Source organism: Empedobacter sp. 225-1, assembly GCF_030328185.1.
Lineage (GTDB): Bacteria > Bacteroidota > Bacteroidia > Flavobacteriales > Weeksellaceae > Empedobacter > Empedobacter stercoris.
Map to the genome: position 1 here is coordinate 1 of NZ_JACALO010000032.1, position 24,927 is coordinate 24,927.

Annotated in this window: 25 protein-coding genes and 1 riboswitch; of the genes, 6 read left to right on the forward strand and 19 right to left on the reverse strand. The window is 32.8% G+C overall.

Annotated elements, in window-relative coordinates; translation table 11 throughout:
• Window positions 1-83: 83 nt before the first annotated feature.
• The 4 genes from HX088_RS10075 to HX088_RS10090 form a co-directional block, all read right to left on the reverse strand.
• Window positions 84-572, reverse strand: coding sequence for a c-type cytochrome (locus HX088_RS10075; RefSeq protein ID WP_286484078.1), 489 nt, complete (start codon window positions 570-572; stop codon window positions 84-86).
• An 88-nt stretch (window positions 573-660) separates the two neighbouring features.
• Complete coding sequence (gene rlmF / locus HX088_RS10080; protein ID WP_171621987.1) at window positions 661-1,575, reverse strand: 23S rRNA (adenine(1618)-N(6))-methyltransferase RlmF; 915 nt, start codon at window positions 1,573-1,575, stop codon at window positions 661-663.
• Window positions 1,576-1,642: 67 nt separating this feature from the next.
• Window positions 1,643-1,900: a chaperone modulator CbpM gene (locus HX088_RS10085; protein WP_171621988.1), complete on the reverse strand. Its 258-nt coding sequence runs from the start codon at window positions 1,898-1,900 to the stop codon at window positions 1,643-1,645.
• A gap of 4 nt (window positions 1,901-1,904) precedes the next feature.
• Window positions 1,905-2,798 (reverse strand): DnaJ C-terminal domain-containing protein, encoded by an 894-nt coding sequence (locus tag HX088_RS10090; protein WP_286484080.1) that lies wholly within the window; start codon window positions 2,796-2,798, stop codon window positions 1,905-1,907.
• Between the two features lie 211 nt (window positions 2,799-3,009).
• Here HX088_RS10090 and HX088_RS10095 point away from each other — a divergent pair, with 211 nt between their 5' ends.
• From HX088_RS10095 to HX088_RS10105, 3 genes are read left to right on the forward strand one after another with little or no spacing between them, the layout of a single operon-like run.
• Window positions 3,010-3,954, forward strand: a complete 945-nt coding sequence (locus HX088_RS10095; protein WP_286484081.1) for an ADP-ribosylglycohydrolase family protein — start codon at window positions 3,010-3,012, stop codon at window positions 3,952-3,954.
• Window positions 3,955-4,006: 52 nt separating this feature from the next.
• Window positions 4,007-4,228: a VF530 family protein gene (locus tag HX088_RS10100; RefSeq protein WP_171621992.1), complete on the forward strand. Its 222-nt coding sequence runs from the start codon at window positions 4,007-4,009 to the stop codon at window positions 4,226-4,228.
• Entirely contained in the window at window positions 4,228-4,614 is a 387-nt protein-coding gene (locus HX088_RS10105) for a hypothetical protein (RefSeq protein ID WP_171621993.1), read from the forward strand. The genes HX088_RS10100 and HX088_RS10105 overlap by 1 nt, the downstream gene beginning before the upstream one ends.
• Window positions 4,615-4,668: 54 nt before the next feature.
• On the opposite strand, the gene purD is transcribed toward HX088_RS10105, so the two are convergent.
• From purD to HX088_RS10130, 5 genes are all read right to left on the reverse strand, one after another.
• Window positions 4,669-5,925 carry a phosphoribosylamine--glycine ligase gene (gene purD / locus HX088_RS10110; RefSeq protein WP_286484082.1) on the reverse strand — a complete coding sequence of 419 codons (1,257 nt, stop codon included), beginning with the start codon at window positions 5,923-5,925 and terminating at the stop codon, window positions 4,669-4,671.
• Between the two features lie 119 nt (window positions 5,926-6,044).
• Entirely contained in the window at window positions 6,045-7,556 is a 1,512-nt protein-coding gene (gene purH, locus HX088_RS10115) for a bifunctional phosphoribosylaminoimidazolecarboxamide formyltransferase/IMP cyclohydrolase (RefSeq protein WP_286484083.1), read from the reverse strand.
• Between the two features lie 90 nt (window positions 7,557-7,646).
• On the reverse strand, window positions 7,647-8,207 hold the full coding sequence (gene purN / locus HX088_RS10120; protein WP_286484094.1) for a phosphoribosylglycinamide formyltransferase: 561 nt from the start codon (window positions 8,205-8,207) through the stop codon (window positions 7,647-7,649).
• 160 nt (window positions 8,208-8,367) lie between these two features.
• Window positions 8,368-8,868 (reverse strand): FKBP-type peptidyl-prolyl cis-trans isomerase, encoded by a 501-nt coding sequence (locus HX088_RS10125; RefSeq protein ID WP_171621997.1) that lies wholly within the window; start codon window positions 8,866-8,868, stop codon window positions 8,368-8,370.
• Window positions 8,869-9,004: 136 nt separating this feature from the next.
• Window positions 9,005-10,684, reverse strand: coding sequence for a DEAD/DEAH box helicase (locus HX088_RS10130; protein WP_286484084.1), 1,680 nt, complete (start codon window positions 10,682-10,684; stop codon window positions 9,005-9,007).
• A 98-nt stretch (window positions 10,685-10,782) separates the two neighbouring features.
• Between HX088_RS10130 and HX088_RS10135 the strand changes: the two genes are divergently transcribed.
• Window positions 10,783-11,001: a zinc-ribbon domain-containing protein gene (locus HX088_RS10135; protein ID WP_286484085.1), complete on the forward strand. Its 219-nt coding sequence runs from the start codon at window positions 10,783-10,785 to the stop codon at window positions 10,999-11,001.
• 77 nt (window positions 11,002-11,078) lie between these two features.
• On the opposite strand, the gene purM is transcribed toward HX088_RS10135, so the two are convergent.
• The 5 genes from purM to HX088_RS10160 form a co-directional block, all read right to left on the reverse strand.
• Complete coding sequence (gene purM / locus HX088_RS10140; protein ID WP_225541673.1) at window positions 11,079-12,071, reverse strand: phosphoribosylformylglycinamidine cyclo-ligase; 993 nt, start codon at window positions 12,069-12,071, stop codon at window positions 11,079-11,081.
• 71 nt (window positions 12,072-12,142) lie between these two features.
• Window positions 12,143-13,648: an amidophosphoribosyltransferase gene (purF, locus tag HX088_RS10145; protein ID WP_171622001.1), complete on the reverse strand. Its 1,506-nt coding sequence runs from the start codon at window positions 13,646-13,648 to the stop codon at window positions 12,143-12,145.
• A gap of 17 nt (window positions 13,649-13,665) precedes the next feature.
• A complete protein-coding gene (purC, locus tag HX088_RS10150; RefSeq protein ID WP_171622002.1) occupies window positions 13,666-14,388 on the reverse strand; it encodes a phosphoribosylaminoimidazolesuccinocarboxamide synthase in 723 nt (240 codons plus the stop codon).
• Window positions 14,389-14,628: 240 nt separating this feature from the next.
• Entirely contained in the window at window positions 14,629-18,336 is a 3,708-nt protein-coding gene (locus tag HX088_RS10155) for a phosphoribosylformylglycinamidine synthase (protein ID WP_286484086.1), read from the reverse strand.
• Between the two features lie 104 nt (window positions 18,337-18,440).
• A riboswitch (purine riboswitch) is annotated at window positions 18,441-18,539 on the reverse strand.
• A gap of 162 nt (window positions 18,540-18,701) precedes the next feature.
• Window positions 18,702-19,943: a glycosyltransferase gene (locus HX088_RS10160; protein WP_286484087.1), complete on the reverse strand. Its 1,242-nt coding sequence runs from the start codon at window positions 19,941-19,943 to the stop codon at window positions 18,702-18,704.
• A gap of 103 nt (window positions 19,944-20,046) precedes the next feature.
• Here HX088_RS10160 and HX088_RS10165 point away from each other — a divergent pair, with 103 nt between their 5' ends.
• Window positions 20,047-20,448: a hypothetical protein gene (locus HX088_RS10165; RefSeq protein ID WP_225539303.1), complete on the forward strand. Its 402-nt coding sequence runs from the start codon at window positions 20,047-20,049 to the stop codon at window positions 20,446-20,448.
• Between the two features lie 99 nt (window positions 20,449-20,547).
• A complete protein-coding gene (locus HX088_RS10170) occupies window positions 20,548-21,129 on the forward strand; it encodes a MiaE family protein (RefSeq protein WP_171622006.1) in 582 nt (193 codons plus the stop codon).
• Window positions 21,130-21,166: 37 nt separating this feature from the next.
• On the opposite strand, the gene arsB is transcribed toward HX088_RS10170, so the two are convergent.
• The 5 genes from arsB to HX088_RS10195 all read right to left on the reverse strand — a co-directional run bounded on the left by arsB (window position 21,167) and on the right by HX088_RS10195 (window position 24,808).
• Window positions 21,167-22,198 (reverse strand): ACR3 family arsenite efflux transporter, encoded by a 1,032-nt coding sequence (arsB, locus tag HX088_RS10175; protein ID WP_171622007.1) that lies wholly within the window; start codon window positions 22,196-22,198, stop codon window positions 21,167-21,169.
• Between the two features lie 2 nt (window positions 22,199-22,200).
• Window positions 22,201-22,812 carry a low molecular weight phosphatase family protein gene (locus HX088_RS10180; protein ID WP_286484095.1) on the reverse strand — a complete coding sequence of 204 codons (612 nt, stop codon included), beginning with the start codon at window positions 22,810-22,812 and terminating at the stop codon, window positions 22,201-22,203.
• Between the two features lie 4 nt (window positions 22,813-22,816).
• On the reverse strand, window positions 22,817-23,887 hold the full coding sequence (locus tag HX088_RS10185; RefSeq protein ID WP_171622009.1) for an ArsO family NAD(P)H-dependent flavin-containing monooxygenase: 1,071 nt from the start codon (window positions 23,885-23,887) through the stop codon (window positions 22,817-22,819).
• Between the two features lie 32 nt (window positions 23,888-23,919).
• Window positions 23,920-24,384, reverse strand: coding sequence for a DUF6428 family protein (locus tag HX088_RS10190; protein ID WP_188319814.1), 465 nt, complete (start codon window positions 24,382-24,384; stop codon window positions 23,920-23,922).
• A 94-nt stretch (window positions 24,385-24,478) separates the two neighbouring features.
• Window positions 24,479-24,808 carry an ArsR/SmtB family transcription factor gene (locus HX088_RS10195; protein WP_171622011.1) on the reverse strand — a complete coding sequence of 110 codons (330 nt, stop codon included), beginning with the start codon at window positions 24,806-24,808 and terminating at the stop codon, window positions 24,479-24,481.
• Window positions 24,809-24,927: the final 119 nt, after the last annotated feature.

A 24,927-nucleotide genomic window follows, 5' to 3' on the forward strand; every position in this document is an offset into this window, starting at 1 on the left:
CAAATACGAATATATGTACTGTTTAAAATAAAATTTTATTGGTCTAATCCTGTATCATTTTTTCAGGACGTTACAAGTTATGCTTATTTCTTTACAGCATCTTTTAGAGGCTTCGTAACTTCCGTTACACTTTTTACTTCAGCTGTTTCTTTCAATGATTTTGTAGGACTTTCGTTTCCTCTGTGACACATGATACATGTTACAACATTAATCATTTCAGGATTATTTGCATTTTCCCAGTTGAAATTTTTAGCGTTTATTTCGCGTGTCATTACAATCATATGACGAGCAAATTCTTTCTCTTTTTTTGCATCGCTCGAAAAATCTAACTTTCCTGTTTCAGGATTCGCCGCATGGCAAAAATTACATTTTACGCCTAAGGCATCATTATATCCACGCATCAAACCTTTCAAACTATCTTCAGAAATATTTTGTGGTAAAACTTTTAAATTTTTCCATTCAGAAGTTGCAATTGCTTTTCCTGTATCAATTTGACGAGAAGTTGTAAAAGAAAAAATACTAAACATCAAAGCTGCTGCTCCCAAAGAAGCTACAATTTTATTCGATTTCATTTTTGATTAATTTTATTTTCCCAAGGTAAAAAATTATTAATCCTAAACTATTTATTTAAAAAATTTGGAATAATTTTAAATAAATGGTTTAAAATCTCCAAACCAACAAACGAGAAACTTTATTTCCTTGTTGCATATTTACAATTCGGTAATCTCTTACTTTTTCACGTTTCAAAATTCCTTCTAAAATTCGAACATTCTCTTTCTTTGAGACTAAAGTTGTAAACCATTTCACCTGATGTTTAAACTCTGCACTTTCTTTGATCATTTTCGTGATAAATAAGCGCTCTCCTCCTCTACACCAAAGTTCTGAATTATTTCCACCAAAGTTTTGAATAGGTTTTTGATCCGATTTTTGACCTAAATTTTTCAATTTACGCATGGTTTGTTCCATCACTTCTTGATTTGATCTAAAAAATGGCGGATTACAAATCGTAATGTCGAATTTTTCACCTTGTTTTATAATATTCTTAAAAATATTATTTGGATTAAATTGCATTCTTATCTCTACTTTATTGCGTAATCGTGTATTTTTCTTCACGATTTCTTCCGCATTTTTGAAAGATGCATAATCCAATTCTGCTCCTACAAAATTCCAATCATATTCGTGATTTCCAATAATCGGATAAATACAATTCGCACCAACTCCAATATCTAAAACTCTTACGTCTTTTCCGCGTGGAATTACTCCATCAAAACCTTCGCCCAAAATATCTGCGATATAATGAATATAATCTGCACGACCTGGGATAGGTGGACATAAGTTATCTTTTGGTAATTCCCAATAATCAATATCGTAATACGTTTTTAACAAAGCTTTGTTTAACGCTTTTACTGCTTCTCTGTCCGAAAAATTAATCGTTGGTTCGTTCTCTTTATTTGGTTTGATATATTTAGAAAGTGCTGGATGAATAGCACATAGTTTCTCAAAATTATAAGGCGCTAAATGACGATTGCGCGAATGTAATTTTTTTAATTTACTCTTTTTTTCGGGAGTATCCATACAAAAATATTTATGCAAAAATAAGACAACCTTTGCATTTATCTGCAAAGGTTGTTTTTGATTTCGATTATTTTAATTGTTTTTGTAATGTTTCTATTTGTTTCAACAAATGATGAATCACTTCTAAACCTTCTAAATTAACGCCTAAATCATAATGAAATTGAATAAATCGTTCGATTAATTTCAAATCATTTTCTTCGATAAAATATTCTTGGTTACGTTCGTGTAAAACGACTAAATCATTCTTGTATAAATCAATTAAAAATTGAGGTTCAATCTGATGATATTGACAATATTGAACAACTGATATTGTGATGTTTTTCATGGTTTTATACTTTTTTAATTGAACGTAATTTCTCGAATAATTCTTTCTCTTCGACCGATAATTGCGTCGGAATTTTGACAGAAAATGTCACATACAAATCTCCAAACTGATTCTCTTTCTTATAAATTGGCAAACCTTTTCCTTTCAATTTTACCTTTTTATTATTTTCTGTTCCTTCTTTAATTGGCACTTTTACTTTTCCAGAAAGTGTATCAATCATCACTTCTCCTCCCAGTATTGCGTCGTACATATCCACCTCAACGGTTGTCGATAAATCCGCACCATTCACTTCAAACTGTGTATTATTTTGAATATGAAATGTGATATACAAATCTCCATTCGGACCATTGTTATAGCCTTTCCCGCCATGACCTTTTATCTTAATTGTTTGTCCATCTTCTACACCTGCAGGAATTGTAATTCGAATATTTTTACCATTTACAGCGAAAGTTTGTTTGTGAGAAGTCAACGTATCTGTCAAATTCAATGTCAAACTGGCATTTACATCTTGTCCTTTATAACCTGTTGAACGGCTTCTACCTTCGCGTCCAAACATCGAACTAAAAAAATCTGAATAACCTTCAAAATCACCGAAACCTTCAGCTCCATCAAAATCTCTATTACTATATTGATATTGTTGCTGTTGTTGACGTGCTTTTTCATATTCTTCTCCATGTTGCCAATTTTCCCCATACTTATCGTATTTTTTACGTTTTTCTGGATCGCTCAGCACTTCGTTTGCTTCGTTTAATTCTTTAAATTTATGTGCAGCTTCTTCATTATTAGGATTAAGATCAGGGTGATACTTACGCGCCAATTTCCGATACGCTTTTTTTATCTCATCTTGTGATGCGGTTTTTCGTAAACCTAATGTTGTATAATAATCTATAAAAGCCATAGTAATTTATAAGTTTTGTGATTTAAATCAATCAAAATCAGTTCCAATTTTAACAAAACTGACAAGTCGACTCATACTTTGATGTCTATTATAACTTTTTTAATGTTTTATCCGAAATAGATAAATTTATTATGATTAATTCATAATATTTTAAAAATAATTTGGATATATTCAAAAAAAACAAGTATTTTCAATTCATAAAATAGTAGAAATGAATAGTAGATATTTTTCGAAAAATATATTAATTGGATCAGCCGTTGCTGATGCATTAGGAGTGCCAGTTGAGTTTAAAAGTAGGCAAGATTTACAGAAAAATCCAATAACAGATATGATAGGTTATGGAACTTACAATATGCCTCCCGGAACTTTTTCCGATGACAGCTCGTTGATGTTTTGTTTGGCCGAATCGCTTTGTAATGGATACAATGTTAACGATATTGCAGAAAAATTTCAGATGTGGATGCACGAAGGTTACTGGACTGCTGACGGTGAAGTTTTTGATGTTGGAATTACGACAAGAAAAGCGATTAATCGCCTACGAGTAGTAAAACATCCAATTGAAGCTGGTTCTAAAGAGGAAGGTGACAATGGAAATGGTTCGTTGATGCGCATTTTACCTTTGGCTGTTTTTACAAAAGATTTACCGATTGAAGAACGTTTCGAAATTGTAAAAGAAGTTTCGTCTATTACGCATGCACACAATCGTTCTATTTTAGCTTGTGTTTATTATATTGAATTTGCATTGAACACTTTGGATGCTGAAAATTTGGAAGAAGCATATTTAAATACTAATTTTTGGTTGAAATTATTTTTAGAAGAAAATGAAATCTATAAAAAAGAGCTTACATACTTTGATCGAATTTTAAGTGGAAAACTAATTGATCTAAAAGAAGATGATATAAATTCAACGGGTTATGTGATTGATAGTTTAGAAGCTTCTATTTGGTGTTTATTACATACCGATTCGTATAAAAACTGTGTTTTAAAAGCTGTTAATTTAGGACATGACACCGATACAACTGCATGTATTGCTGGCGGAATAGCCGGAATTTTTTATGGAATAGAAACTATACCTTCTCATTGGATCGAACAATTAGCTCGCGTAGATGATATTCTTCTTTTAGCAAAACAATTGGAAGAAAAGTACGAGTTTTAGAAAGATTATTTTATCTTAAATTCAACAAAAACATTTTTCGTAATTTTGCAAAATGGAAAGTCAAAAAAATAATCCATTACACGGAAAACGATTAGACGATATTATCGAAGAATTAATCATTTATTATGGTGGATGGGAAGGTTTAGGTAATCAAATAAACATCAAATGTTTTAATGATAATCCGAGTTTAAAATCTTCTTTAAAATTTCTTCGAAAAACAGATTGGGCACGAAAAAAAGTAGAAGAATTGTACATCAAAAAAATTGCAAAATAATGAGTGCAACTATTCTTGAAGAGAAAATTTTTATTGATACTGAACTTTTAACAAATATAGAAGAAGAAAGTCAAGTCATTATACATTGTTGTATGAATGCTGACGAATATGCAAATGCAGCTCGGATTTGGCCATCTACTTTTATAATTGATAATCAATCAGGAAAACGTTGTCAATTGGTTTTTGCAGACGGAATTACAATGTATCCAAATTGGACATATATCGAAGAAAAATCTTCTTTAAATTTTACTTTAATCTTTAATGGTTTACCAAAAAGTTGTCGATCGTTTGATCTTGTCGAAATTATCCCTCAAGCTGGAGGGTTTGAATACCGAAAAATAAATCGAAATAAAAGCGATGTTTATCACGTCGAATTTTCAGAATAAACTAAAAATGCGTTTCAAATGAAACGCATTTTTTAATCATATAAACTGTATTTTTTATTGAATTACTCCAATATCATTTCGGTAATATTCGTAATCAAAATGTACTTTCTTGATGTTTTCATAAGCTGTTTCTCGTGCTTGTTCTAACGTATCTCCTAAACCAACAACATTAATTACACGTCCGCCAGAAGTCACAATTTGATCTTCTGACAACTTGGCTCCTGCAATAAAATTAGGACAAGTTACATTTTGTAAACCACGAATCTCAAAACCTTTGTCATAATTCCCTGGGTATCCGCCCGAAACCATCACTACACAACATGCATGTTGATTTTTGAAATTCAAGTTAAGGTCTTCACCTTTGATTGCTTTGTTAACCGCATCAAATAAATCATTTTCTAATAAAGGTAAAGTTGTTTGCGTTTCTGGATCGCCCATTCTTAGGTTATATTCTAACAAATAAACACCTTTTGTTGTAATCATCAATCCAAAGAAAATTACTCCGGCGAACTCTAATCCTTCTTTGATCAAACCACATTTAGTTGGTTCCATAATTTCTTCTTCGAACATTTTGAAATGCTCGTCCGTAAACAATGGATTTGGAGCAATAACGCCCATTCCACCAGTGTTTAAACCAGTTTCTCCTTCACCAATTTTTTTGTGGTCTTTTGCTGATACAAACGGAACGATTTTCTTTCCATTGAAAAAAGATAAAATAGACGCTTCAAAACCTTCTAAATATTCTTCGATTACCACTTCATTTCCTGCATCTCCAAAGGTTTTATCTTCCATAATATCTAAGACAGCTTGTTTAGCTTCATCGAAATCTTGACAGATAATAACACCTTTTCCTGCAGCTAAACCAGAAGCTTTTACAACAATTGGATATTCTTGTTCTTTTAAATAATCAATCGCCAACATTGGTCCTTGAAAATTTTTATATTTCGCAGTTTTCACACCATATTGATCCATAAAATCTTTCGCAAAAGCTTTAGAAGCTTCCAATTGAGCGGCATCTTTATGTGGTCCAAAAACATTTAAATTTTCTTTCTGAAAAATATCAACAATTCCTTCCGATAATTCTGCTTCTGGACCTACAAAAGTTAAATCGATTTGATTTTCCTTTGCAAAATCCTTCATCTCTTCAATCGAAGAAACTGAAACATTCGTACCTATTTGCGCCGTACCTGCGTTTCCTGGAATAAAGAACAATTCTAATTCTTGTCCTTTTCGTTTGAAATCCTTAGCAAATTTCCACCCAATTGCGTGCTCGCGACCACCAGAACCGATGATTAATATTTTTGTGTTCATTTGTTTTATTTTTAAATGAAAAGTGAATAATAATAAACGAAAATTCTATTCTCGATACATTTTCTACGAAAACACTCGAATTGACGAATTTTCAAATTAGTACATTAACTGATTATCAATTAATGCATAAAATGTCTCATTCCTGTAAATACCATTGGGATGTTTTTCTCATTACAAGCATCAATTGACTCTTGATCTTTGATTGATCCACCTGGTTGAATAATCGCTTTGATTCCGTTTTCAGCAGCAAAATCAGCTACATCACGGAAAGGGAAAAAGGCATCAGAAGCTAAAACTAAATCTTCTTCCACTTTTTCTTTCGCACGAGAAATTGCTTGCTGAGCCGCCCAAATACGATTCGTTTGACCACCTCCAATACCGTAAGCTTGACCATTCGTTGCAACAACAATTGCATTCGATTTTACCCATTTTACAATTTTTTGAGCAAAAACTAAATCTGTCATTTGACGATCTGTAGGTTGCACATCTGTTACCACTTTAAGATCTGTTGAAAATTGGTTATCTGTCGATTGAACAATTAAACCTCCATCAACTTTTACGTAAGTTACTTTATCCGAAACTGGATTTTTAACTTTGATGATGCGTACATTTTTCTTTTGTTTGAAAATCTCTAAAGCCTCTTCTGTAAATGAAGGTGCGATAACTATTTCTAAGAAAATTTTGTTTAATTCAACCGCAGTTTTACCATCAACTTCTTTGTTAAAAGCGATGATTCCACCAAAAATTGACATTGGATCACATTCGTATGCTTTTTCGTAAGCTTCTAACACATTCTCTCCGATTGCTACACCACAAGGCGTTGAGTGCTTAACGGCGCAACATGTTGTTTCTTCAAATTCTGAAACCACTTTGTAAGCTAAATCCATATCACGAATATTATTGAAAGAAAGTTCTTTTCCTTGTAAATATTCGAAATCTTTCATTGCCCCATTTTTCGTTTTATCAACGTAATAGGCTGCTTTTTGATGTGGGTTTTCACCATAACGTAAATCCATTACCTTTTCATAAGAAGACTCTAAAAATTGAGGAAAGTCTTCACCTAAAATGTACGTAGAAATCGCTGCATCATAAGCAGAAGTTAAGTTGAACACTTTACCAGCACATAATTTACGTGTTTCTATAGAAGTAGAACCATTCTCACGAATCTCATTCATCACCACTTCATAATCGTTTACATCTGTTACAACTGTTACGTCATAGAAATTCTTTGCTGATGATCGCAACATAGATGGTCCTCCTATGTCAATAAATTCGATCATTTCTGCTTCGGAAAGACCTGTGTTCATCTTCTCGAAGAATGGATATAAGTTTACAATTACGATATCAATTGGATTAATTCCGTGCTCTGCAATTGTTGCCATATGATTTTCATCTGAACGACGAGCCATTATACCTCCGTGAATAGCAGGATGCAAAGACTTTACACGACCATCTAAAATTTCTGGAAAACCTGTCACATCTTTTACTTCTGTCACTTCGATTCCATTGTCTTGTAAATGTTTGTACGTTCCTCCTGTTGATAAAATTTTGTAATCTTGCTCAACCAAGAATTTTGCAAATTCTAACAAGTTCGACTTGTCCGAAACACTGATTAGCGCCTGTTTTTGCATTTTGTTTTAGTTTTTAAAGTTTATTGTTTGTTTATTATTTCGGGAAAAATAAAATACCTCAATGCAGAACACATTGAGGTATTTTTCTATTTATGCTTCACTAATTTGCTTAATTGCTTTGATGTAGATTTCACTTTCTACTTCAGCCACTTTTCGTTGCAAATCTGCTATTTCATCATTTTCTTCGATTTCAAAAGTTCCTTGACATATGATTTGCCCTTCGTCTACTCCAGCCGTTACATAATGCACTGTTGCTCCCGAAGTTTTTTCACCAGCTTCTAAAACTGCTTTGTGAACTTTTGCGCCATACATTCCTTTACCTCCAAATTTTGGTAACAATGCCGGATGTATATTTATCATTTTAGCACCCCATTTCTTTGTAAATTCTGAAGATAAAATGGTTAAAAAACCTGCCAAAACAATTAGATCAATATCTTCTCCTTCTAAGTTATGTTCGGCATCTTCCGAAAAAGTTTTTCGGTCTAAAACATACGTTCGGATATTTTTATCCAACGATCGTTCAATTGCATAACAGTCGCGGTCTGCCATCACCATCGAAATCTCGACATTTGGTAAGGTTCCGTCTTCAACTGCATCAATAATATTTTGAAGATTTGTTCCGCCTCCGGAAACAAATACAGCTATTTTCATGTTTGTTTGTAAGTAATCTTGTTTGTTTTGCAAAGATAAGATTTTAGTTGAAGGAAGTTGTAAAATATAACTTGATTTTAATCTATATTATAATGATATTTACGATACAAATAGATATAAAAAAGGCTACTTCATATTGAAATAGCCTTTGAAATATTTTTTAGTGAGTTGCTGATCCGTCTACTCCGTGAGCATGTCCATGAGACAATTCTTCTTCTGTTGCTGGACGAACGTTTAAAATTTCTACTTCAAATTCTAAAGTCTTTCCTGCCATTGGAGGATTTAAATCTGCAATTACTGCTTCTTCAGTAACTTCAGTAACAGTTGCACGGAATTGATTTCCTGCATCATCTGTTAATGGTAATAAAGCACCAACTGGTGGTAATCCAGACTCTTTGAACATATCTAAGGGTAACTGAGCAACAGCTTCTTCTACTCTTTGTCCATACCCTTCTTCTGGAGAAATTACAAAAGATTTTTTATCACCTGCTGATAATCCTTTTAATTCTTCTTCAAATTTTGGAATCATCATCCCAGCTCCAACTAAAAAAGCCAAAGGTTCTTTTGCATTTGATTGTTCTACAAATACTTTTTCACCATTCGCTTCGATGGTATGCAATGAGTAGTTAACAGCTACTACGTGGTTGTTTTCTATTGTCATAAATTTAAAATTATGGATGCTTTCTATACAAAAAGCGTTCATTTTTTATTGCTATCTATTTAGCAATAATTATTCCTTTGGGTAATATGACCAATTCTGTCAGTTATTTATCCTTTTTAAACTGACATCATCATATTTAATCAATAAAAAGTAATGCTTTCTTGATATCTTCGTACCCTATTTCGCCATTGTAATAGTCATAAATAGGTTTTAAAATTTTATTTTCTTCAAATTCGATTTCACTGTACGCCATTCTAACTTTATCTAAAATTTTGTCAGAAGGTTTGAATTTTGAGTAATCCAAATCTGGTTCGATTTCTTTTATTTTACCAATATGATCAACAATTGCGGATGACGTTAAACCTCTTTTTTCAGCAATTTGATCTAACGATAAACCTTCTTTTACATATTCTAACGTGATTTCGTATGTTGATTTCTTTTGACCTTTTTCTTTGGTCTTATTTTTTTCGATATTTTTTGCAATTTGCTTTTTATCTAATGTTCCGCCTGAATATCGAATAAAAGCTGCCCAAGAATTTTGTAATTCTTTTTCATCTAAAAACGAATCAATTTCATTCGATAAAACCTGAAAACGTCTGTCAGCCTTCATGGCTAACGAGTCAATTTCTAATGCTGTTTGATTAAGTCCGTGCAACATCAACGAATTTAGATCGCGTAAACGAGATAATGCCACATATCCTTGACCTTTCTCAAAAGCTTTTGATAAATCAATAAAAGCCGAATCTAATGTCATTCCTTGCGATTTGTGAATGGTAATTGCCCAAGCTAATCTTAACGGAACCTGAGTAAATGAAGCCAATGCTTTTCCACTTTCGTCTTCAATGGCCCATTTTTCAGGCTTTGCTATATAAAATTCTCCATCCAATGTTTTGATGATTGGTTCATCTTTTTCTGTATATCCGGATACATTTCCAAGTGTTCCGTTTACAAAACCAACTTCAAAATTATTACGAACAAACATTACTTTTGCACCTATTTTAAGCTCTAAAACTTCGTCTGCTAAAACTGATTTTTTCAACACCTCGACTAAAGCAGGATTTCCTGCCACTTTAGCTTCAAATACTTTTGAAGAAGAATCGATACTAATCAATTGACCTTTATTAATTCGATCAACATCCATATTATGCGTATATAAACGCGTTTGAGAATCGATTTCATCTGGAAAATATTCGATTCGAGATTCTAATAAATCAACTGTTTTTTGGGTGATATTCCCTGAACGAATTTCATTCAAAATATCATTCAATGCATTATTCGTCTGACGATATTGCTCTGTTAAATAACAAATATGCACTTTAGATTGTACCCAAGCATCTGACATAAAACAGAATTTATCCTTCGATTCCTCCCATTCTTCACCAATTGGTGGTAACTGGAAAAAATCTCCCGAAAAAATGACTTGAACACCTCCAAAAGGTTCATCATTTTGTTTAAAAAACTTCAACACATAATCTACAGCATCTAATTGGTTTCGGTGCAACATCGAGATTTCATCAATAATCAAGACTTTGACTTTATCCATTTTATCGCGAAAATATTTTTTATCACGAAGTGAAGCTAAATATCGATCAGAAACATAATCTTTTATCCCAATTCCTGCCCATGAGTGTATTGTTTGACCATTCATATGCGTTGCGGCAATTCCGGTAGAAGCTGTAATAGCTACAGGAACACCATGTTGTTTTAGGTATTTTATATACTGATTGAGCACATATGTTTTTCCGGCACCAGCAGAACCTGTTAAAAAAACATTTCGACCAGATTTCAAAATTGCTAAAGCCTTTGATTGTTGCATAATATGATGTGTAAGTTTGGATTTTTAGTATGAATTGCAAAGATAGGAATTTTAGCACGAACTATTAATTTGCGTAATTTTGAACAAACGATTAAAATATGATATTTATAGCAGGTGTAACCGAACGATCAAAAACAATAGAAGAAGGACTATTTGATTATCCTATTTGTCAACAACAAAGACAATATGTTCATAAACAATTTCGTAATTACCTATCATTTTTCTTCATCCCGTTAATTCCAGTTCATAAAACAAGAGAAAATGTGACATGTAAATTTTGTTTAACAAACATGCCCGTTCATGTTCTTAATAAATAATTATTGGCTTTAATTTTTAAAGCAAATAAAAAACCGGATAAGAAAATCTTATCCGGCTTTTTAAACTATTTAATCTACTATTTCAATATAATTTTGTCCGCACCAGCCTGAATTTCTCCAATCACAGCACTTCCATCAATAATATTCACTACTTTTTCAGCATCAGATTGGTCAACGATGACAACCATTCCGACACCCATATTAAATGTTCCAAACATTTCGTCTTCTGCAATATTTCCGCGTTTCGCTAATTCTTGCATTACTGTTGGTACATTTATTTTTGCTTTTTCTATTACAGCAGTCAATCCATCATTTATAATACGAGGAACATTCTCGATTAATCCACCACCTGTAATGTGAGCAATTCCAGTCATTTCGATACCTGCATCTTTGATTTTAAAAATATCGTTTTGATATAATTTTGTTGGAACTAATAATGTTTCGAATAAAGGTTTACCTTCAAATTCTTCGTTAAAATCTGGGAAAATTCTACGCACTAATGAGAATCCGTTTGAATGGAAACCACTTGATGGTAACGCAACAATTACTTGTCCAGCTTTTATTTTAGATCCATCAATAATTTCGTCACGCTCTACTACTCCAACACAAAAACCTGCAACATCATAATCACCAACCTGGTACATTCCTGGCATTTCTGCAGTTTCTCCACCAATTAATGCTGTTCCTGTTTCCTTACACGCTTGTGCAATTCCACCTACAATTTCTGCTGCAATATCAGAATCTAATTTTCCACAAGCTAAATAATCTAAGAAAAATAATGGTTTTGCTCCGTGGCATAAAATATCATTTGCACACATGGCAAAACAATCAATACCAACTGTATCGTAAACTTTAGAATCCAAAGCTACACGTAGTTTAGTTCCTACACCATCAGTTCCTGATACCAAAACAGGATTTTTATATCCTTCTAATTGGTAAAAAGCTCCAAAACTTCCAATTCCGTTTAACACATTTTCGTTATGTGTTGCTGCAACTGCATCTTTAATTTTCGATACCGTTTGATAACCTTCTTCCTTATCTACTCCGGCTTGTTTATATGTATTGCTCATTTTTTTGCTGTATTAGTGTAAAATGTAACAAGTATTAAGTACATTTTATTTTTGACTTTTTACAATTATAATTAATCGATATGCAAAGGATTAACCTCTTTACACTCTTCATTTGTATAATTTACCGGATATTTTTCTGTAAAACATCCAAAACAATGTTCTTTACTTCCTAATAAATCAATTAGATTATCAACTGTTAAGAAATCCAACGAATCTACATTCAAATATTCTTCAACCTCTTTAATTGATTTGTTTCCCGAAATTAAATCTGCTTTAGAAGGCATATCAATTCCTAAATAACAAGGAGCAATAATTGGAGGCGAAGCAGAACGGAAATGAATTTCTTTTGCTCCAGCTTCTTTCAAGATTTTGATTAAAAGTTTTGAAGTCGTTCCACGTACAATCGAATCATCTAAAACAACCAAACGTTTTCCTTTGATTTTTTCTTTAATTGGATTCAATTTTAAGTTGACCACTCGTTCGCGCATTTCTTGCGAAGGAACGATAAACGAACGCGACATATATCGATTCTTAATCAAAATTGGCTCATAAGGAATGCCTGATGCTTCTGAATATCCAATCGCAGAGGGAATTCCAGAATCTGGAACACCAATCACAATATCTGCATCAATTGGAGATTGTTCGTATAATTTCCGCCCAGATTCTACACGTAAATCATAGATTTCTTTTCCTTCCATATTCGAGTCAGGACGTGCGAAATAAATGTACTCAAATGCACAAATATTACGATGTTTTGGTTGCTTTAATGAATATGATTTCAATCCCTCTTCATTGATTACAATCAATTCTCCAGGTTCTACATCACGAATAAATTCAGCTCCAACAGCATCTAAAGCACATGTCTCAGAACAAACTATATAAGCATCATCTAATTTACCTAAACACAATGGTCGAATTCCGTTAGGATCTCGGAAAGCTGCCATTTGATTATTCGTTAATAATAAAACCGAATAAGCTCCTTTTACTTTCTCTGTTCCTTTCTGAATGGCTTCTACAAGATCTAAATGCGAATATTTTTGGATAGAACGTAATAAAACCTCAGTGTCCGAAGTGGCTAAAAATGGTAGACCTTCAGCTTCTAACTCTGCTCTTAATTCATCAACTTCAATTAAATTTCCGTTGTGAGCAAGCGAAAAGTGAGGTTTTCCATAGATATTGTACGTGTACAGTGGCTGAATATTACGGCGACTTCCACCACCAGCTGTTGTATAACGTGTATGTCCAATTGCTGCGTTTCCTTGGTAATCATCAATTTCTGCTTCGATCAACTTGAAAACATCCAACACCAATCCTGATCTTTTAACCGTTTTGATATTTCCATCTTTCAAAAAAGAAACTCCACACCCCTCTTGTCCACGGTGCTGAAGTGCGAATAAACCAAACTGTGCGATAGAATAGGTGTTGATATTGTTGGGAGAATAAACGCCAAAAATACCACATTCTTCGTTCACGCTATCCACCGTATCAGCTGCATATTTTTTAAGTAAATTTCGTTCATAGAAATTTGTTAAATACTCAGCTTTCAACTGGCTTTTATGTAATTTTTTATCAATCATTTTGAATGAAAAAATGATTATTTTAAAACTTCTAATAAACGATTATAAACTTCGTGATAAGCTTCTGAAACATCACCTAAATCACGACGAAAACGATCTTTGTCTAATTTCTTACCTGTTTCTACATCCCACAAACGACATGTATCAGGAGAAATTTCGTCTGCTAAAATAATGTTACCATCAACATCTTTACCAAATTCGATTTTGAAATCTGCTAAAATTAATCCTGCTTTCAAGAATAATTCTTTCAAAGCTTCGTTGATTACATCAGTTTGAGCGTACATTTCTTTCAACTCATCATACGTAGCAGCTCCTAATAAAACCGCGTGATGATCGTTGATTAATGGATCTCCTAATTCATCTTTTTTGTAACAGATATCGAAGATTGTAACAGGAGATTTTCCTCCTTCCTCTAATCCTAAACGTTGAGCCATAGACCCAGCAACATAGTTGCGAACAACCATTTCAATTGGAATAATAGATACTTTTTTTACCAATTGCTCACGATCATTCAACTGCTCAATAAAGTGAGTTTTCACTCCTTTCTCTATCAAATAGTTGAAAATTAAAGTCGAAATTTTGTTATTCATTTCGCCTTTATCCTCAACAGTTCCACGCTTTTGAGCATTAAATGCTGTTGCGTCATCTTTGTAATAAACAATTACTTTGTCTGCTTCCTCTGTTGAGTAAACTTGTTTTGCTTTCCCTTCGTAAATGAAGTCTTTTTTTGTTAAGCTCATCGTTGTTTGTTGTTAAAACGTTTTTGTTTTTTTGTTTTGTTTGAAATGAAAAAGTCCACTTCGTGTTTGTTTGTCTGTTTGAAATTTAACTTGTTTAGGGTTAAATTTCGGAATAATTTCGATTGGTTCAGGATCGAAATTGATATTTGTTTGTTGTTTGTTTTTATCTTTTAGTATTAGATGTTAGATATTAGTATTTAGATATTCTTCATCTAATTTCTAACATCTCCTATCTATATTCTATCCTCTAAAATACGCTACCGCATTTTTAAAGATATTCATGTATCCATTTCCTGGAATATTTTTGAATAATCCTTCTTCGTAACGCTCTGGATGTCCCATACGTCCATACACTTTTCCACAAGGCGATACAATTCCTTCTACCGCAAACGTAGATCCATTTGGATTATAAGGCATTTGTCCAGCTAATTTTCCTTCTAAATCTACAAACTGAGTAGCGATTTGTCCTTTGTCAATTAACTTTTCTAACTCCTCCTCATTGGCTACAAAACGACCTTCTCCATGTGAAAACGGAATCCAATATTCTTGACCTTCCATTCCTTTTAACCAAGGTGAATGCGATTTATTTACTCTAATTTTTGCCAATTGTGTGATATGTCGACCAATTTCGTTAAACGTTAATGTTGGCGTATTTTCTTCCAAATCTTGAATTTTACCATAAGGCAATAATCCCGATTTTATCAATGCTTGAAAACCATTACAAATTCCTAAAACCAATCCATCGCGCTCTAATAGATTGTGAATTGCATTTTTTATTTTCTCATTACGTAAAACCGTTGCTATAAATTTCCCTGATCCGTCTGGCTCATCAGCGGCTGAGAAACCTCCTGGTATAAAGAAAATATTGGCTTGATTAATTTCTTTCACAAAAGCATCTACCGATTCTTCAACATCTTGTTGTGTTAAATTACGGAAAGGTAAAGTCGAAACAATCGCTCCTTCTCTACGAAACGCTTTTGCTGAATCATATTCTGAATTTGTTCCTGGAAAAATTGGAATAAAAACTTTCGGATTTTCTACTTTATGATCAGCGAAAGCAAAACAAATTTGTTCAGCTTTCAAATCTTTTTCTTCTACAAGCGTTTCAGAAGATGATTTATATGGAAACAATGAATTGAATGTTTCTTTCCACTGTTGTTTCAACTCTTTCAAGTTAATTTCTTCTCCATTAAATTGGAATGAAGCTGAATCATTTGTCTGACCTAAAACATGATAATTTTGAGCAATTTCAGCAGGAATGTTTAATTCTTCTGAATGTTCTATAACAATTGATGCTGGGTAATATTTTGCTAAATCTAAATCAGTGTTAATTTCAAATCCAATTTCATTACCAAAAGCCATATTCGCTACAGTTTCGGCGATTCCACCAAATTTAACCGTCATCATTGATTTTACATCAGCATTAATTGATCCGATAAAATCAAAAATAGATTTGGTATTCGTTTCGTCAATTAAATATTCAGCTGTTAAAGTTGGAATAAAAACTGAAAGTTTAGAATTCTTTTCAGCTAACGTTCCTTGTACAATTTTTTCAGCCTTAGAAGGTGCTACTGCAAACGAAATCAATGTTGGTGGCACATCAATATCTTGGTAAGATCCAGACATCGAATCTTTACCTCCAATTGCAGGAATTCCAAATTGTTTTTGTGCTTCTATCGTTCCTAACAAAGCTGCAAATGGTTTTCCCCAACGCGTAGCTTCGTCACGTAATTTCTCAAAATACTCTTGAAAAGTTAAACGGATATCAGCGTAATTTCCTCCTGCTGCAACAATTTTCGTCATCGAATCAATTACCGCAAAATAGGCTCCGTGATAATTTGACCAACGAGAAACAATCGGATTGTAACCAAATGAAGCAATTGAAACTGCATTTGTAAATCCATCTGTCGGAAATTTTTGTACTGAAACATCTTCTGGTGTATCCATTGTTTTTCCACCAAAAGCATTCAAAATAGTAGAACGTCCAACATTATTGTCAAACATTTCTACCATACCTTTTTGCGATGCGTGATTTAACTCTTGCATCATAGCAATAAAAGCTTCTTTACTGAATGCTTTATTCTCAAAAGGATTTGTATATTCTTCGTCCGTAACTTCTATTTTAGCTTGTTTACGAACACCGTTTGTATCTAAAAATTGACGGTCCAATTCAACAATCTTAGTTCCTTTCCAAACTAAAGTCATTTTATCATCTCCCGTTACCTCCGCAACACAAGTTGCATCAAGGTTTTCTTCTTTTGCTAATGCAATAAATGTTTCTACATCTTTTGCTTCTACCGCAACAGCCATACGTTCCTGAGATTCAGAAATCGCTAATTCTGTTCCGTTTAATCCAGCATATTTTAATGGAACTAAATCTAAGTCAACATTAATTCCGCGTGCAATTTCACCAATTGCAACAGAAACACCTCCTGCTCCGAAATCGTTACATTTTTTGATTAATGCTAAAACTTCTGGATTACGGAATAAACGTTGAATTTTACGCTCAACGATTGCATTTCCTTTTTGAACTTCTGCCGATAAATCGTCTAATTTTAAACCATCATGTGTTTTAGATGAACCTGAAGCTCCACCTACTCCATCACGCCCTGTTGCTCCACCTAATAAAATAATTCGGTCTCCTGCAACTGGTTCTTCACGACGAACATATTCTTTTTTTACAGCTCCAGCTACAAAACCAACTTCCATGCGTTTTGCTTTGTATCCTTCGTCATAAATTTCTTTCACAAAAGTTGTCGCTAAACCAATTTGATTTCCATACGAACTATACCCATTTGCTGCTTCTTTCGAGATTTTACGTTGTGGTAATTTACCTGGTAATGTATCTTCAATTTTTTCTAAAGGATTTGCAGCTCCTGTAATACGCATGGCTTGGAAAACGTAAGAACGTCCACTCAAAGGGTCACGAATTGCACCTCCAACACATGTAGAAGCTCCTCCAAAAGGCTCAACTTCTGTTGGGTGATTATGTGTTTCGTTTTTAAATTGTAATAACCATTCTTCCTCAACACCATCTACATCAATTGGTACAACGATAGAACATGCATTGATTTCTTCTGAAACATCAATATTTTTAACCACTCCTGTACGAGAAAGATATTTCCCCATAACAGTTGCTAAATCCATCAAACGAATTGGTTTAGTTGTTCCCAATTCTTGACGAACTTGTTGGTAATAATTGAATGTTTTTTGTAGCGTTTCGTTAAATTTAGAATTAAATTCAACATCTGTAATTTCTGTCTCGAAAGTGGTATGACGACAATGGTCAGACCAATAAGTATCTAAAACTTTTAATTCAGTTTCAGTTGGATTACGATCAATAGATTTGAAATAGTCTCGAATAAAAACTAAATCATCCATCTCTAATGATAATCCAAACTGGTTGTAAATATCTTGTAATTTATTTTCGTCAGCAGAAATAAAACCTTCTATAATTGGAACTTCAGTTGCTTCTGGATTCGCAGGTATTTCCATTTTAGAAAGATCTTTCTCACGCGATTCTATTGGATTGATTAAGTAATCTTTTACTTTCTTCAAATCCTCCGCAGACAAATCTTCGTTGAACACATATAATAAACCAGATTTTACGGTTACATTATCAACATTCATCAAAACCAAACATTGTTCCGAAGAATCATCACGTTGATTGTATTGACCCGGTAAAAATTCGGTTGCAAAATAGTTTTTAGTGTGAGGAATGTTTTCAATAATAGCATCTTCCACATACTTGAAAACAACATCTGTCACAGGATCGACAAACACTTTGTTTTGAACCTCTTGCAACTGGCTTTCTTGTATATTAAAAAGATCATAAATAACAAAAACCTTGCACACAATATTAGGTACAAGGTTTCTAAGTTCTATTGTAGTCTTCTGACTGATAACGTCAAAATTCGATTTCTTCTGAATGAAAAGTCTTTGGTTCATTGTATTGTTTGCTGTACTATTTGGTTTATTTTGTTTAAACCATTTGTATCATCTACATCAACAAACAAACTATTTTCTACAGCCAGTGGTTCAAGACTCATTTTATAGAAAAAAAATTCATTTGTAGTGGCAAGTATTTATGGTCTGCCGTAGAGACGCTCAACCTTATTATGAGCTATACAAATGTTGTAAACTTTAAAAACTAAATCACCTTTAAAAGTGAATTGCAAAATTAAACATTTTAATTAGTAAAATCAAATCTAAATCAACAATATTTTGTTTAATTTTTTTGTTAAATATTTTCTTTGAAAATGAACGATGATTATCAATCAAATGTCAATAATTATTCTTGAAAATTCTCTAATTTATTTCAAACTATTTTTATTTTTCTGCTCTATCCAAAGCGACATATATTTTGTACTTTGATTGTTGTGATGTTGTAAAATCTGTCCCATAAAATTCTGATTTCGATGCGAGATTAGATTAGCTTCTATAGATTTGATTTTATTTGAAAAATCAGCTTCAAACTTATTCTTATTGTAATTTTCGTTCAGAATTAGCTTTCCATTTTGTTGTGCAGTTGTCCATTCATTTTCATTCGTGTAAAGCAACGTTGCTTTTTCCACAAAAGATTCTACATCATCTACCACATAACCATTCCAAGCAAAATCTCCTTTCATTGCTTCTGCTCCAATTATTGTCGTAACAGAAGGTGTTCCCGTTTGCATTGCATCCACAAATTTCCCCTTTACACCTGCTCCAAAATTAATCGGCGCTAACAAAACTTTGTAAGTAGACATTGTATCTTGCGCATTTTCTGCACGTCCTTTTATAATAAATCGTTCTTTCGGATTATGCAATTGCAAAACTTTTTGCGACACATAAGCGCCGTAAATGTGCAATTCAGCTTTTGGAAGTTTCTTTCTTAATATAGGCCAAATCTCTTTTTTTAAAGTTTGCACACAATTATAATTCGGTTCGTGAATAAAATTTCCGATGAACATAAAATTTGTTCTCTGCTCAAAATTCTTCCACAAACTAACTTTTGACTCAGTAATTTCTTCTTCTAAAAATGGAAGATAATACAATATAGTATGATCAATTTTAAATTGATTTTGAAGAATCTCAAGCTCTTTTTTTGATATAATCAAGGATAGATCACAACGTAAAATTGAAGCTATTTCTCGCTTTGCTAAATCGGAAAATAATAATTCAGATGTAAATTCAACACCTTTTTTAATTGCTTCCTGTCTCGCATTTCGAAGAAAATGTAGATCTTCTGTATCCAATATTTTCAAAGCATTTGGACATTCTTTAGCGACACGCCAACCATATTGCTCCTCGATCATAAAGCGATCAAAGACAACAATTTCTGGAGAAAGTTCTCGCACAAAATCATCAAAACTTTCATCATTTAATTGTATTTCAACTTCTTTAATTCCTTTCGAAATCAAATCAAAACTAAAATCTGATTTTGAAGCAGCGCAAGCAAATGTAATTTCAACTTCTGTTTTTAGAAAACAATCTATTAACTGAATCATTCGAGTTCCAGCCGCAGAAGAAGTTGGCTCTGGCCAAACTTGACCAATGATTAAAAGTTTTTTCATCCAACAAAATTAAGCTTTCTGATGCTGATTTGGAATATTAATTAATCCGTCAACGATTTGATATATTTTAATGTAAATTTGTCCTTCAAAAAATTATATAAAAATGTCTTATCAAGCTGTATTTACAGAATTTTACGAAGAGGTGAAATCAAGTATCAACCAAGGAACTTTTGCTAAACTTACGATGGCCAAAACCATTGGAGATACTGATTTGAAGAACATTTTTGTGCGATTACATCTTTTGGAAGACAATACGTATAATTTTGCTTTTACGTTTCGTTACAAAACGGAAGAAGTGGAACAATATCACAGTATCGAACAAACGTTTTTAATTTTGAGCTCATACATCAAAAATCCATTCACGAATGCATTATTGTTCACCACTGAAAAAGACATCATTTTTAAAGTAAACAAAAAAAATGCTGCAAGTTTGACAGAACAAGCTCCTACTTTTAAACATGCTTCTGATGTAATGATCGAAATGATTGAGAAAAAAATCGTTTAATCAACTGATTATTTTAACTCAATCTAATTATTTTGGTTAAAAGTTTCGGTTCTTTTATCCTAATTATAATTTGTATTTTTGTAGTTCAATTTTTCGAAAATGCTTGGATTAAAACTTTTAACAGACCCACGTTGGGCTGATATTGCGGAAAGAAATTTAGAAGAAATCTTAACGGATCATGCGTGGTGCGAGCAAAAAGCAGCCACAAATGCGATTACCATGATTGCGTACAATTCTGAACATGATGAATTTATTCAAGAAATGTCTGATATTGCTATCGAAGAAATGCAACATTTTAAAATGGTTGTAGAAATTATCGAACGTCGTGGTTATACATTAGGTCGCGAACGAAAAGATGATTATGTAGGACAATTGATGAAATTTTGTAAAAAAGATGGTTCTCGTAACATGGCATTTGTCGATCGTTTGTTATTTGCAGCGATGATTGAAGCCAGAAGTTGTGAACGTTTTAGAGTATTGTCTCAAAATATTAACGACGAAGAATTAGCTACATTTTATTACGATTTGATGGTTTCGGAAGCTAATCATTACACCACTTTCTTAAATTTTGCACGAAAATTATCAACCGATGTTGATGTAGATAAACGTTGGAAAGAATGGTTGGATTTCGAAGGAAAATTGATTCAATCTTATGGAAATAAAGAAGCAATTCACGGATAAAACTTAAAAGACACGAAATTAAATTTCGTGTCTTTTTTTATGGATAATATTTCTTTTTCAACCATAAACTTGCTTTTACCAATAGAATCAAAACAGGAACTTCTACCAAAGGACCAATAACACCAACAAATGCTTGAGGAGAATGAAGTCCAAAAACAGCAATAGAAACAGCAATAGCTAACTCGAAATTATTTCCAGTGGCTGTAAATGCGATAGATGCGTTTTTATCATAAGGAATCTTTACAGATTTATTAATAAAGAAACTTACAAAAAACATCAATACAAAGTAGATAATTAAAGGTATTGCAATTTTTAAAACATCCATTGGTAATTCTAAAATTTGATCTCCTTTTAAACTAAACATTAATACAATTGTAAATAATAATGCATATAATGTTATTGGAGAAATAGCAGGAATAAATTTGTGATGATACCATTCTTTACCTTTAAATTTCATTAAAAAATAGCGACTTAAAAAGCCTGCTAAAAATGGAATTCCTAAATATATGACAACACTTTCTGTAACATCTTTCATAGAAACGCTGACATTAAAGGTGGCTAATCCTAATTTGTTTGGTAACACATTGATAAAAAGCCATACGAAAAAACTGTACGATAATACTTGAAAAATAGAGTTTAATGCTACCAACATCGCTGTGTATTCTCTATTTGCTTTGGCCAGATCACTCCAAACAATAACCATTGCGATACATCTTGCTAATCCTATCAGAATTAAACCAATCATATAATCAGGTTCGTTTTGTAAGAAAATAATTGCCAAAACAAACATCAAGATTGGCCCAATAATCCAATTGAGTAACAAGGATATCCCAATCACTTTTTTGTCCTTAAATGCAGTTGGAAGCAAAGAATAATCGACTTTTGCTAAAGGCGGATACATCATTAAAATAAGTCCAATTGCTAACGGAATATTTGTTGTGCCTACGGATAAAGCATTGGTAAAATTTGAACTATTCGGAAAAATAACGCCTAAACCAATTCCTAATGCCATTGCAAGGAATATCCAGAGAGTAAGGTATCGGTCTAAGAATTTTAATTTTGGTTGCATTTTTATTTATTGATTTTTGAAAAGACATAAAACATTTCTGTGGCGATTTGCCAACTTAGTTCTGTGTAAACTTTATCTTGTTCTGGAGTGTTATCTGCAATTTTAGGATCTTCAAAAGTTATCGGAATTCTTCTTTCTGCACCTGCTATAAAAGGACATCCTTCGTCTGCTTGTGAACAAGTCAGAATGGCTGCAAATTTTGAAACTGGATTGTAAAGACTATCATACTTTTTAGAAAAACCAATAATAGGCAGCGCATTTTCGCCAAACTTAATAGCATAAATTGGATTGTTACTTTCCGCTATTTTTAGAATTTGAAAACCTTGCCGACTTAATGTTTCTGCGATTTTTGGAAATAAAGCCGTTTCTTCTGTACCACCCGAATAACAATTTACATTGGATATATTAAAATGTGCGGCTGCAACTTGAGCCCAAATTTGTGCAAAATGACTTCTACGCGAATTGTGGGTGCAAATGAAATTGAGATTTATTTGCTGTTTTTCATTTATTTTATTTTGAATAAAATCTATCAATGGCTCTAGTAGAATTTTTCGGTCTTCGTTAATTTTTAATAAATGAAAACTTTCTACTGTTTTTTTTATCGCTGGGTACATATTTCTAATTGATTTCAAAATGCTTAGACAAAAAATCTTCAATTTCTATAACTGTTTGTTTTGCAGTCCTGTTCACACCTATTAACGTTGCGGAAGCGTAACCCGACCAATTCCCATACCCAACAAACCACAAGCCTTCAACTTCTAAAGATTTGGTTTCATTGGTTTTAGCCGCTCCTTTCTCATCTGTTTTTACTAAGGATTTTAGGAAAGAAGTATCGTAACCAAAGCCTGTGCACCAAATAATAGCATCAAATTCTTCTTGATTGCCATCATTCCAAATCACTCCTTTTTCGTATAATTCGAGGAATGAGCCATTGGAAATTAAAGCTCCTCTTTCACGAGCTTCTTTTACAGGTGGAACCATTACAATACTACCTAAACTGTACTGTGAAGCGTCAAAGACTTTGCCCTCTAATTCTGCTTTATATTTTGCATTAGCTACTTTAAAAAGATAATATCCATCTACTTCATCTGGTAAAAAATCAGGAGCTTTTTTTGTTGCCCATTTTACTGATGTAATTTTTGAAACTTCAGCAACAATTTGAGCACCCGAATTACCTTCTCCAACAACTAGGGTTTTTAAGCCGTTAAATTTCTCTGGATTTTTATAGTTACTAGAATGAATTTGAATTCCCTTGTATTTTTCTATTCCTTTTGTATGGGGAATAAAAGGATTCCCCCACGTTCCAGTTGCAGAAATAACAGCTTTGGTTTTAAAGAAACTTTGGTGCGTATGAACGTAAAAAACACCATCAACTTTTTTAATTTCAATAACTTCACTATTCCGTTTGATATGAAGTTGATAATGCTTTTCGTACTGTTCTAAATAATCTATAACCTGTTGTTTCGGTGGAAATTTATGTTCTGTTTTTGGCATTATCCATCCAGGCAACGAGCTGTAATCTGCTGGAGAAAAAAGCGTTAAACTATCCCAAGCATGAAGCCAAGCGCCTCCAGGAGTATTTTGTTTATCTAAAATAAGATAATTCAATTTTGCACGTCGTAGATAATAGCCACACGCCAATGCACTTTGACCGCCACCAATAACTATAACATCAAAAATATCCTCCATTTCGTTGATTTTTATTGATTTATTTTACATTCTTAGCAACAACCCGAATTAGGTGTACAACAAGTATTGTTTAGTTCCGATAAATTCACTTTTTGTTTTTGGCTAGGAATTCCACACGCATCTTCGGCTAAACATGCCGTTGTTTTGTTTTTTAAAACAAAAGATTTTCCGTTAAAATCTAAATCAAATTTTCCAATCGTTTCGGCTTGATACTCTACTTCAATTTCAGCATCTTCGATCCCAATTTTTTCCTCGGATAGTTTGATAATGTTTAACAGTTTACCTGGTTTTAGACGATGTTCGTAATCATCTGCATTCCATAACTGAAAGTTAACTACTTTTTCGTTGCGAATGGTTCCGCCACAATCGATAAAGTTTTTTGTAATTTGACCAACTTCTGTTACGTGAAAGTGTTCGGGAACAAAAGTCCCATTTTCTAATTGAAATTCAACATTCTCTAATGTTGGTAGAATTTCTTTAATTTGTTCAAGTGTCATAGCTTATTATTTATAATTTGACTTGTTATGATTAATATTCATTTACTTTTACCATTATCGCAATATTACGATGATAATTAATATAAAAAAAGTATTAACAGCATTGTTTAATGTGAACATCTTGTTTGAAAAATGCAATCAAATCGTTTTGAACATCATTCCAAACTTTTTCATCGATACAATAGCAAACAGACTTTCCTTCGATAGTACCTTGAATAATTCCAAGTGTTTTAAGCTCCTTTAAATGCTGAGAAATCGTTGCTTGTGCCAAGCCTAATTCATCAACCAAATCATTGCAAATACACGCTTTCTGATTGATAATGTATTGTAAAATAGCAATACGTGCCGGATTTCCAAATACTTTGAACATGAGTGCTAATCTATTTTGTTCGTCTGTAAATATTTCTGATTTTGTAGTTCCCATAGATTAATTTCGTATCGCAATATTACGATAATAAAATAAATCAATCCTCATAAAATTTCATTTTAACTCAACTTTTTGATTAAATAAACTAAAAAATCCGCTCGTTGAGCGGATTTATG

What these genes read in the sequence shown, in the direction of transcription:
- HX088_RS10180 (WP_286484095.1), bottom strand. Translation starts at nt 22,812, where the DNA reads ATGTACCCAGCGATAAAAAAAACAGTAGAAAGTTTTCATTTATTAAAA.
- purF (WP_171622001.1), bottom strand. Translation starts at nt 13,648, where the DNA reads ATGATTGATAAAAAATTACATAAAAGCCAGTTGAAAGCTGAGTATTTA.
- HX088_RS10090 (WP_286484080.1), bottom strand. Translation starts at nt 2,798, where the DNA reads ATGGCTTTTATAGATTATTATACAACATTAGGTTTACGAAAAACCGCA.
- HX088_RS10095 (WP_286484081.1), top strand. Translation starts at nt 3,010, where the DNA reads ATGAATAGTAGATATTTTTCGAAAAATATATTAATTGGATCAGCCGTT.
- HX088_RS10185 (WP_171622009.1), bottom strand. Translation starts at nt 23,887, where the DNA reads ATGGAGGATATTTTTGATGTTATAGTTATTGGTGGCGGTCAAAGTGCA.
- HX088_RS10125 (WP_171621997.1), bottom strand. Translation starts at nt 8,868, where the DNA reads ATGACAATAGAAAACAACCACGTAGTAGCTGTTAACTACTCATTGCAT.
- purD (WP_286484082.1), bottom strand. Translation starts at nt 5,925, where the DNA reads ATGAACACAAAAATATTAATCATCGGTTCTGGTGGTCGCGAGCACGCA.
- purN (WP_286484094.1), bottom strand. Translation starts at nt 8,207, where the DNA reads ATGAAAATAGCTGTATTTGTTTCCGGAGGCGGAACAAATCTTCAAAAT.
- HX088_RS10160 (WP_286484087.1), bottom strand. Translation starts at nt 19,943, where the DNA reads ATGAAAAAACTTTTAATCATTGGTCAAGTTTGGCCAGAGCCAACTTCT.
- purM (WP_225541673.1), bottom strand. Translation starts at nt 12,071, where the DNA reads ATGAGCAATACATATAAACAAGCCGGAGTAGATAAGGAAGAAGGTTAT.
- HX088_RS10075 (WP_286484078.1), bottom strand. Translation starts at nt 572, where the DNA reads ATGAAATCGAATAAAATTGTAGCTTCTTTGGGAGCAGCAGCTTTGATG.
- HX088_RS10135 (WP_286484085.1), top strand. Translation starts at nt 10,783, where the DNA reads ATGATATTTATAGCAGGTGTAACCGAACGATCAAAAACAATAGAAGAA.
- HX088_RS10130 (WP_286484084.1), bottom strand. Translation starts at nt 10,684, where the DNA reads ATGCAACAATCAAAGGCTTTAGCAATTTTGAAATCTGGTCGAAATGTT.
- HX088_RS10100 (WP_171621992.1), top strand. Translation starts at nt 4,007, where the DNA reads ATGGAAAGTCAAAAAAATAATCCATTACACGGAAAACGATTAGACGAT.
- purC (WP_171622002.1), bottom strand. Translation starts at nt 14,388, where the DNA reads ATGAGCTTAACAAAAAAAGACTTCATTTACGAAGGGAAAGCAAAACAA.
- HX088_RS10190 (WP_188319814.1), bottom strand. Translation starts at nt 24,384, where the DNA reads ATGACACTTGAACAAATTAAAGAAATTCTACCAACATTAGAGAATGTT.
- purH (WP_286484083.1), bottom strand. Translation starts at nt 7,556, where the DNA reads ATGCAAAAACAGGCGCTAATCAGTGTTTCGGACAAGTCGAACTTGTTA.
- HX088_RS10155 (WP_286484086.1), bottom strand. Translation starts at nt 18,336, where the DNA reads ATGAACCAAAGACTTTTCATTCAGAAGAAATCGAATTTTGACGTTATC.
- HX088_RS10170 (WP_171622006.1), top strand. Translation starts at nt 20,548, where the DNA reads ATGCTTGGATTAAAACTTTTAACAGACCCACGTTGGGCTGATATTGCG.
- HX088_RS10165 (WP_225539303.1), top strand. Translation starts at nt 20,047, where the DNA reads ATGTCTTATCAAGCTGTATTTACAGAATTTTACGAAGAGGTGAAATCA.
- rlmF (WP_171621987.1), bottom strand. Translation starts at nt 1,575, where the DNA reads ATGGATACTCCCGAAAAAAAGAGTAAATTAAAAAAATTACATTCGCGC.
- HX088_RS10085 (WP_171621988.1), bottom strand. Translation starts at nt 1,900, where the DNA reads ATGAAAAACATCACAATATCAGTTGTTCAATATTGTCAATATCATCAG.
- arsB (WP_171622007.1), bottom strand. Translation starts at nt 22,198, where the DNA reads ATGCAACCAAAATTAAAATTCTTAGACCGATACCTTACTCTCTGGATA.
- HX088_RS10195 (WP_171622011.1), bottom strand. Translation starts at nt 24,808, where the DNA reads ATGGGAACTACAAAATCAGAAATATTTACAGACGAACAAAATAGATTA.
- HX088_RS10105 (WP_171621993.1), top strand. Translation starts at nt 4,228, where the DNA reads ATGAGTGCAACTATTCTTGAAGAGAAAATTTTTATTGATACTGAACTT.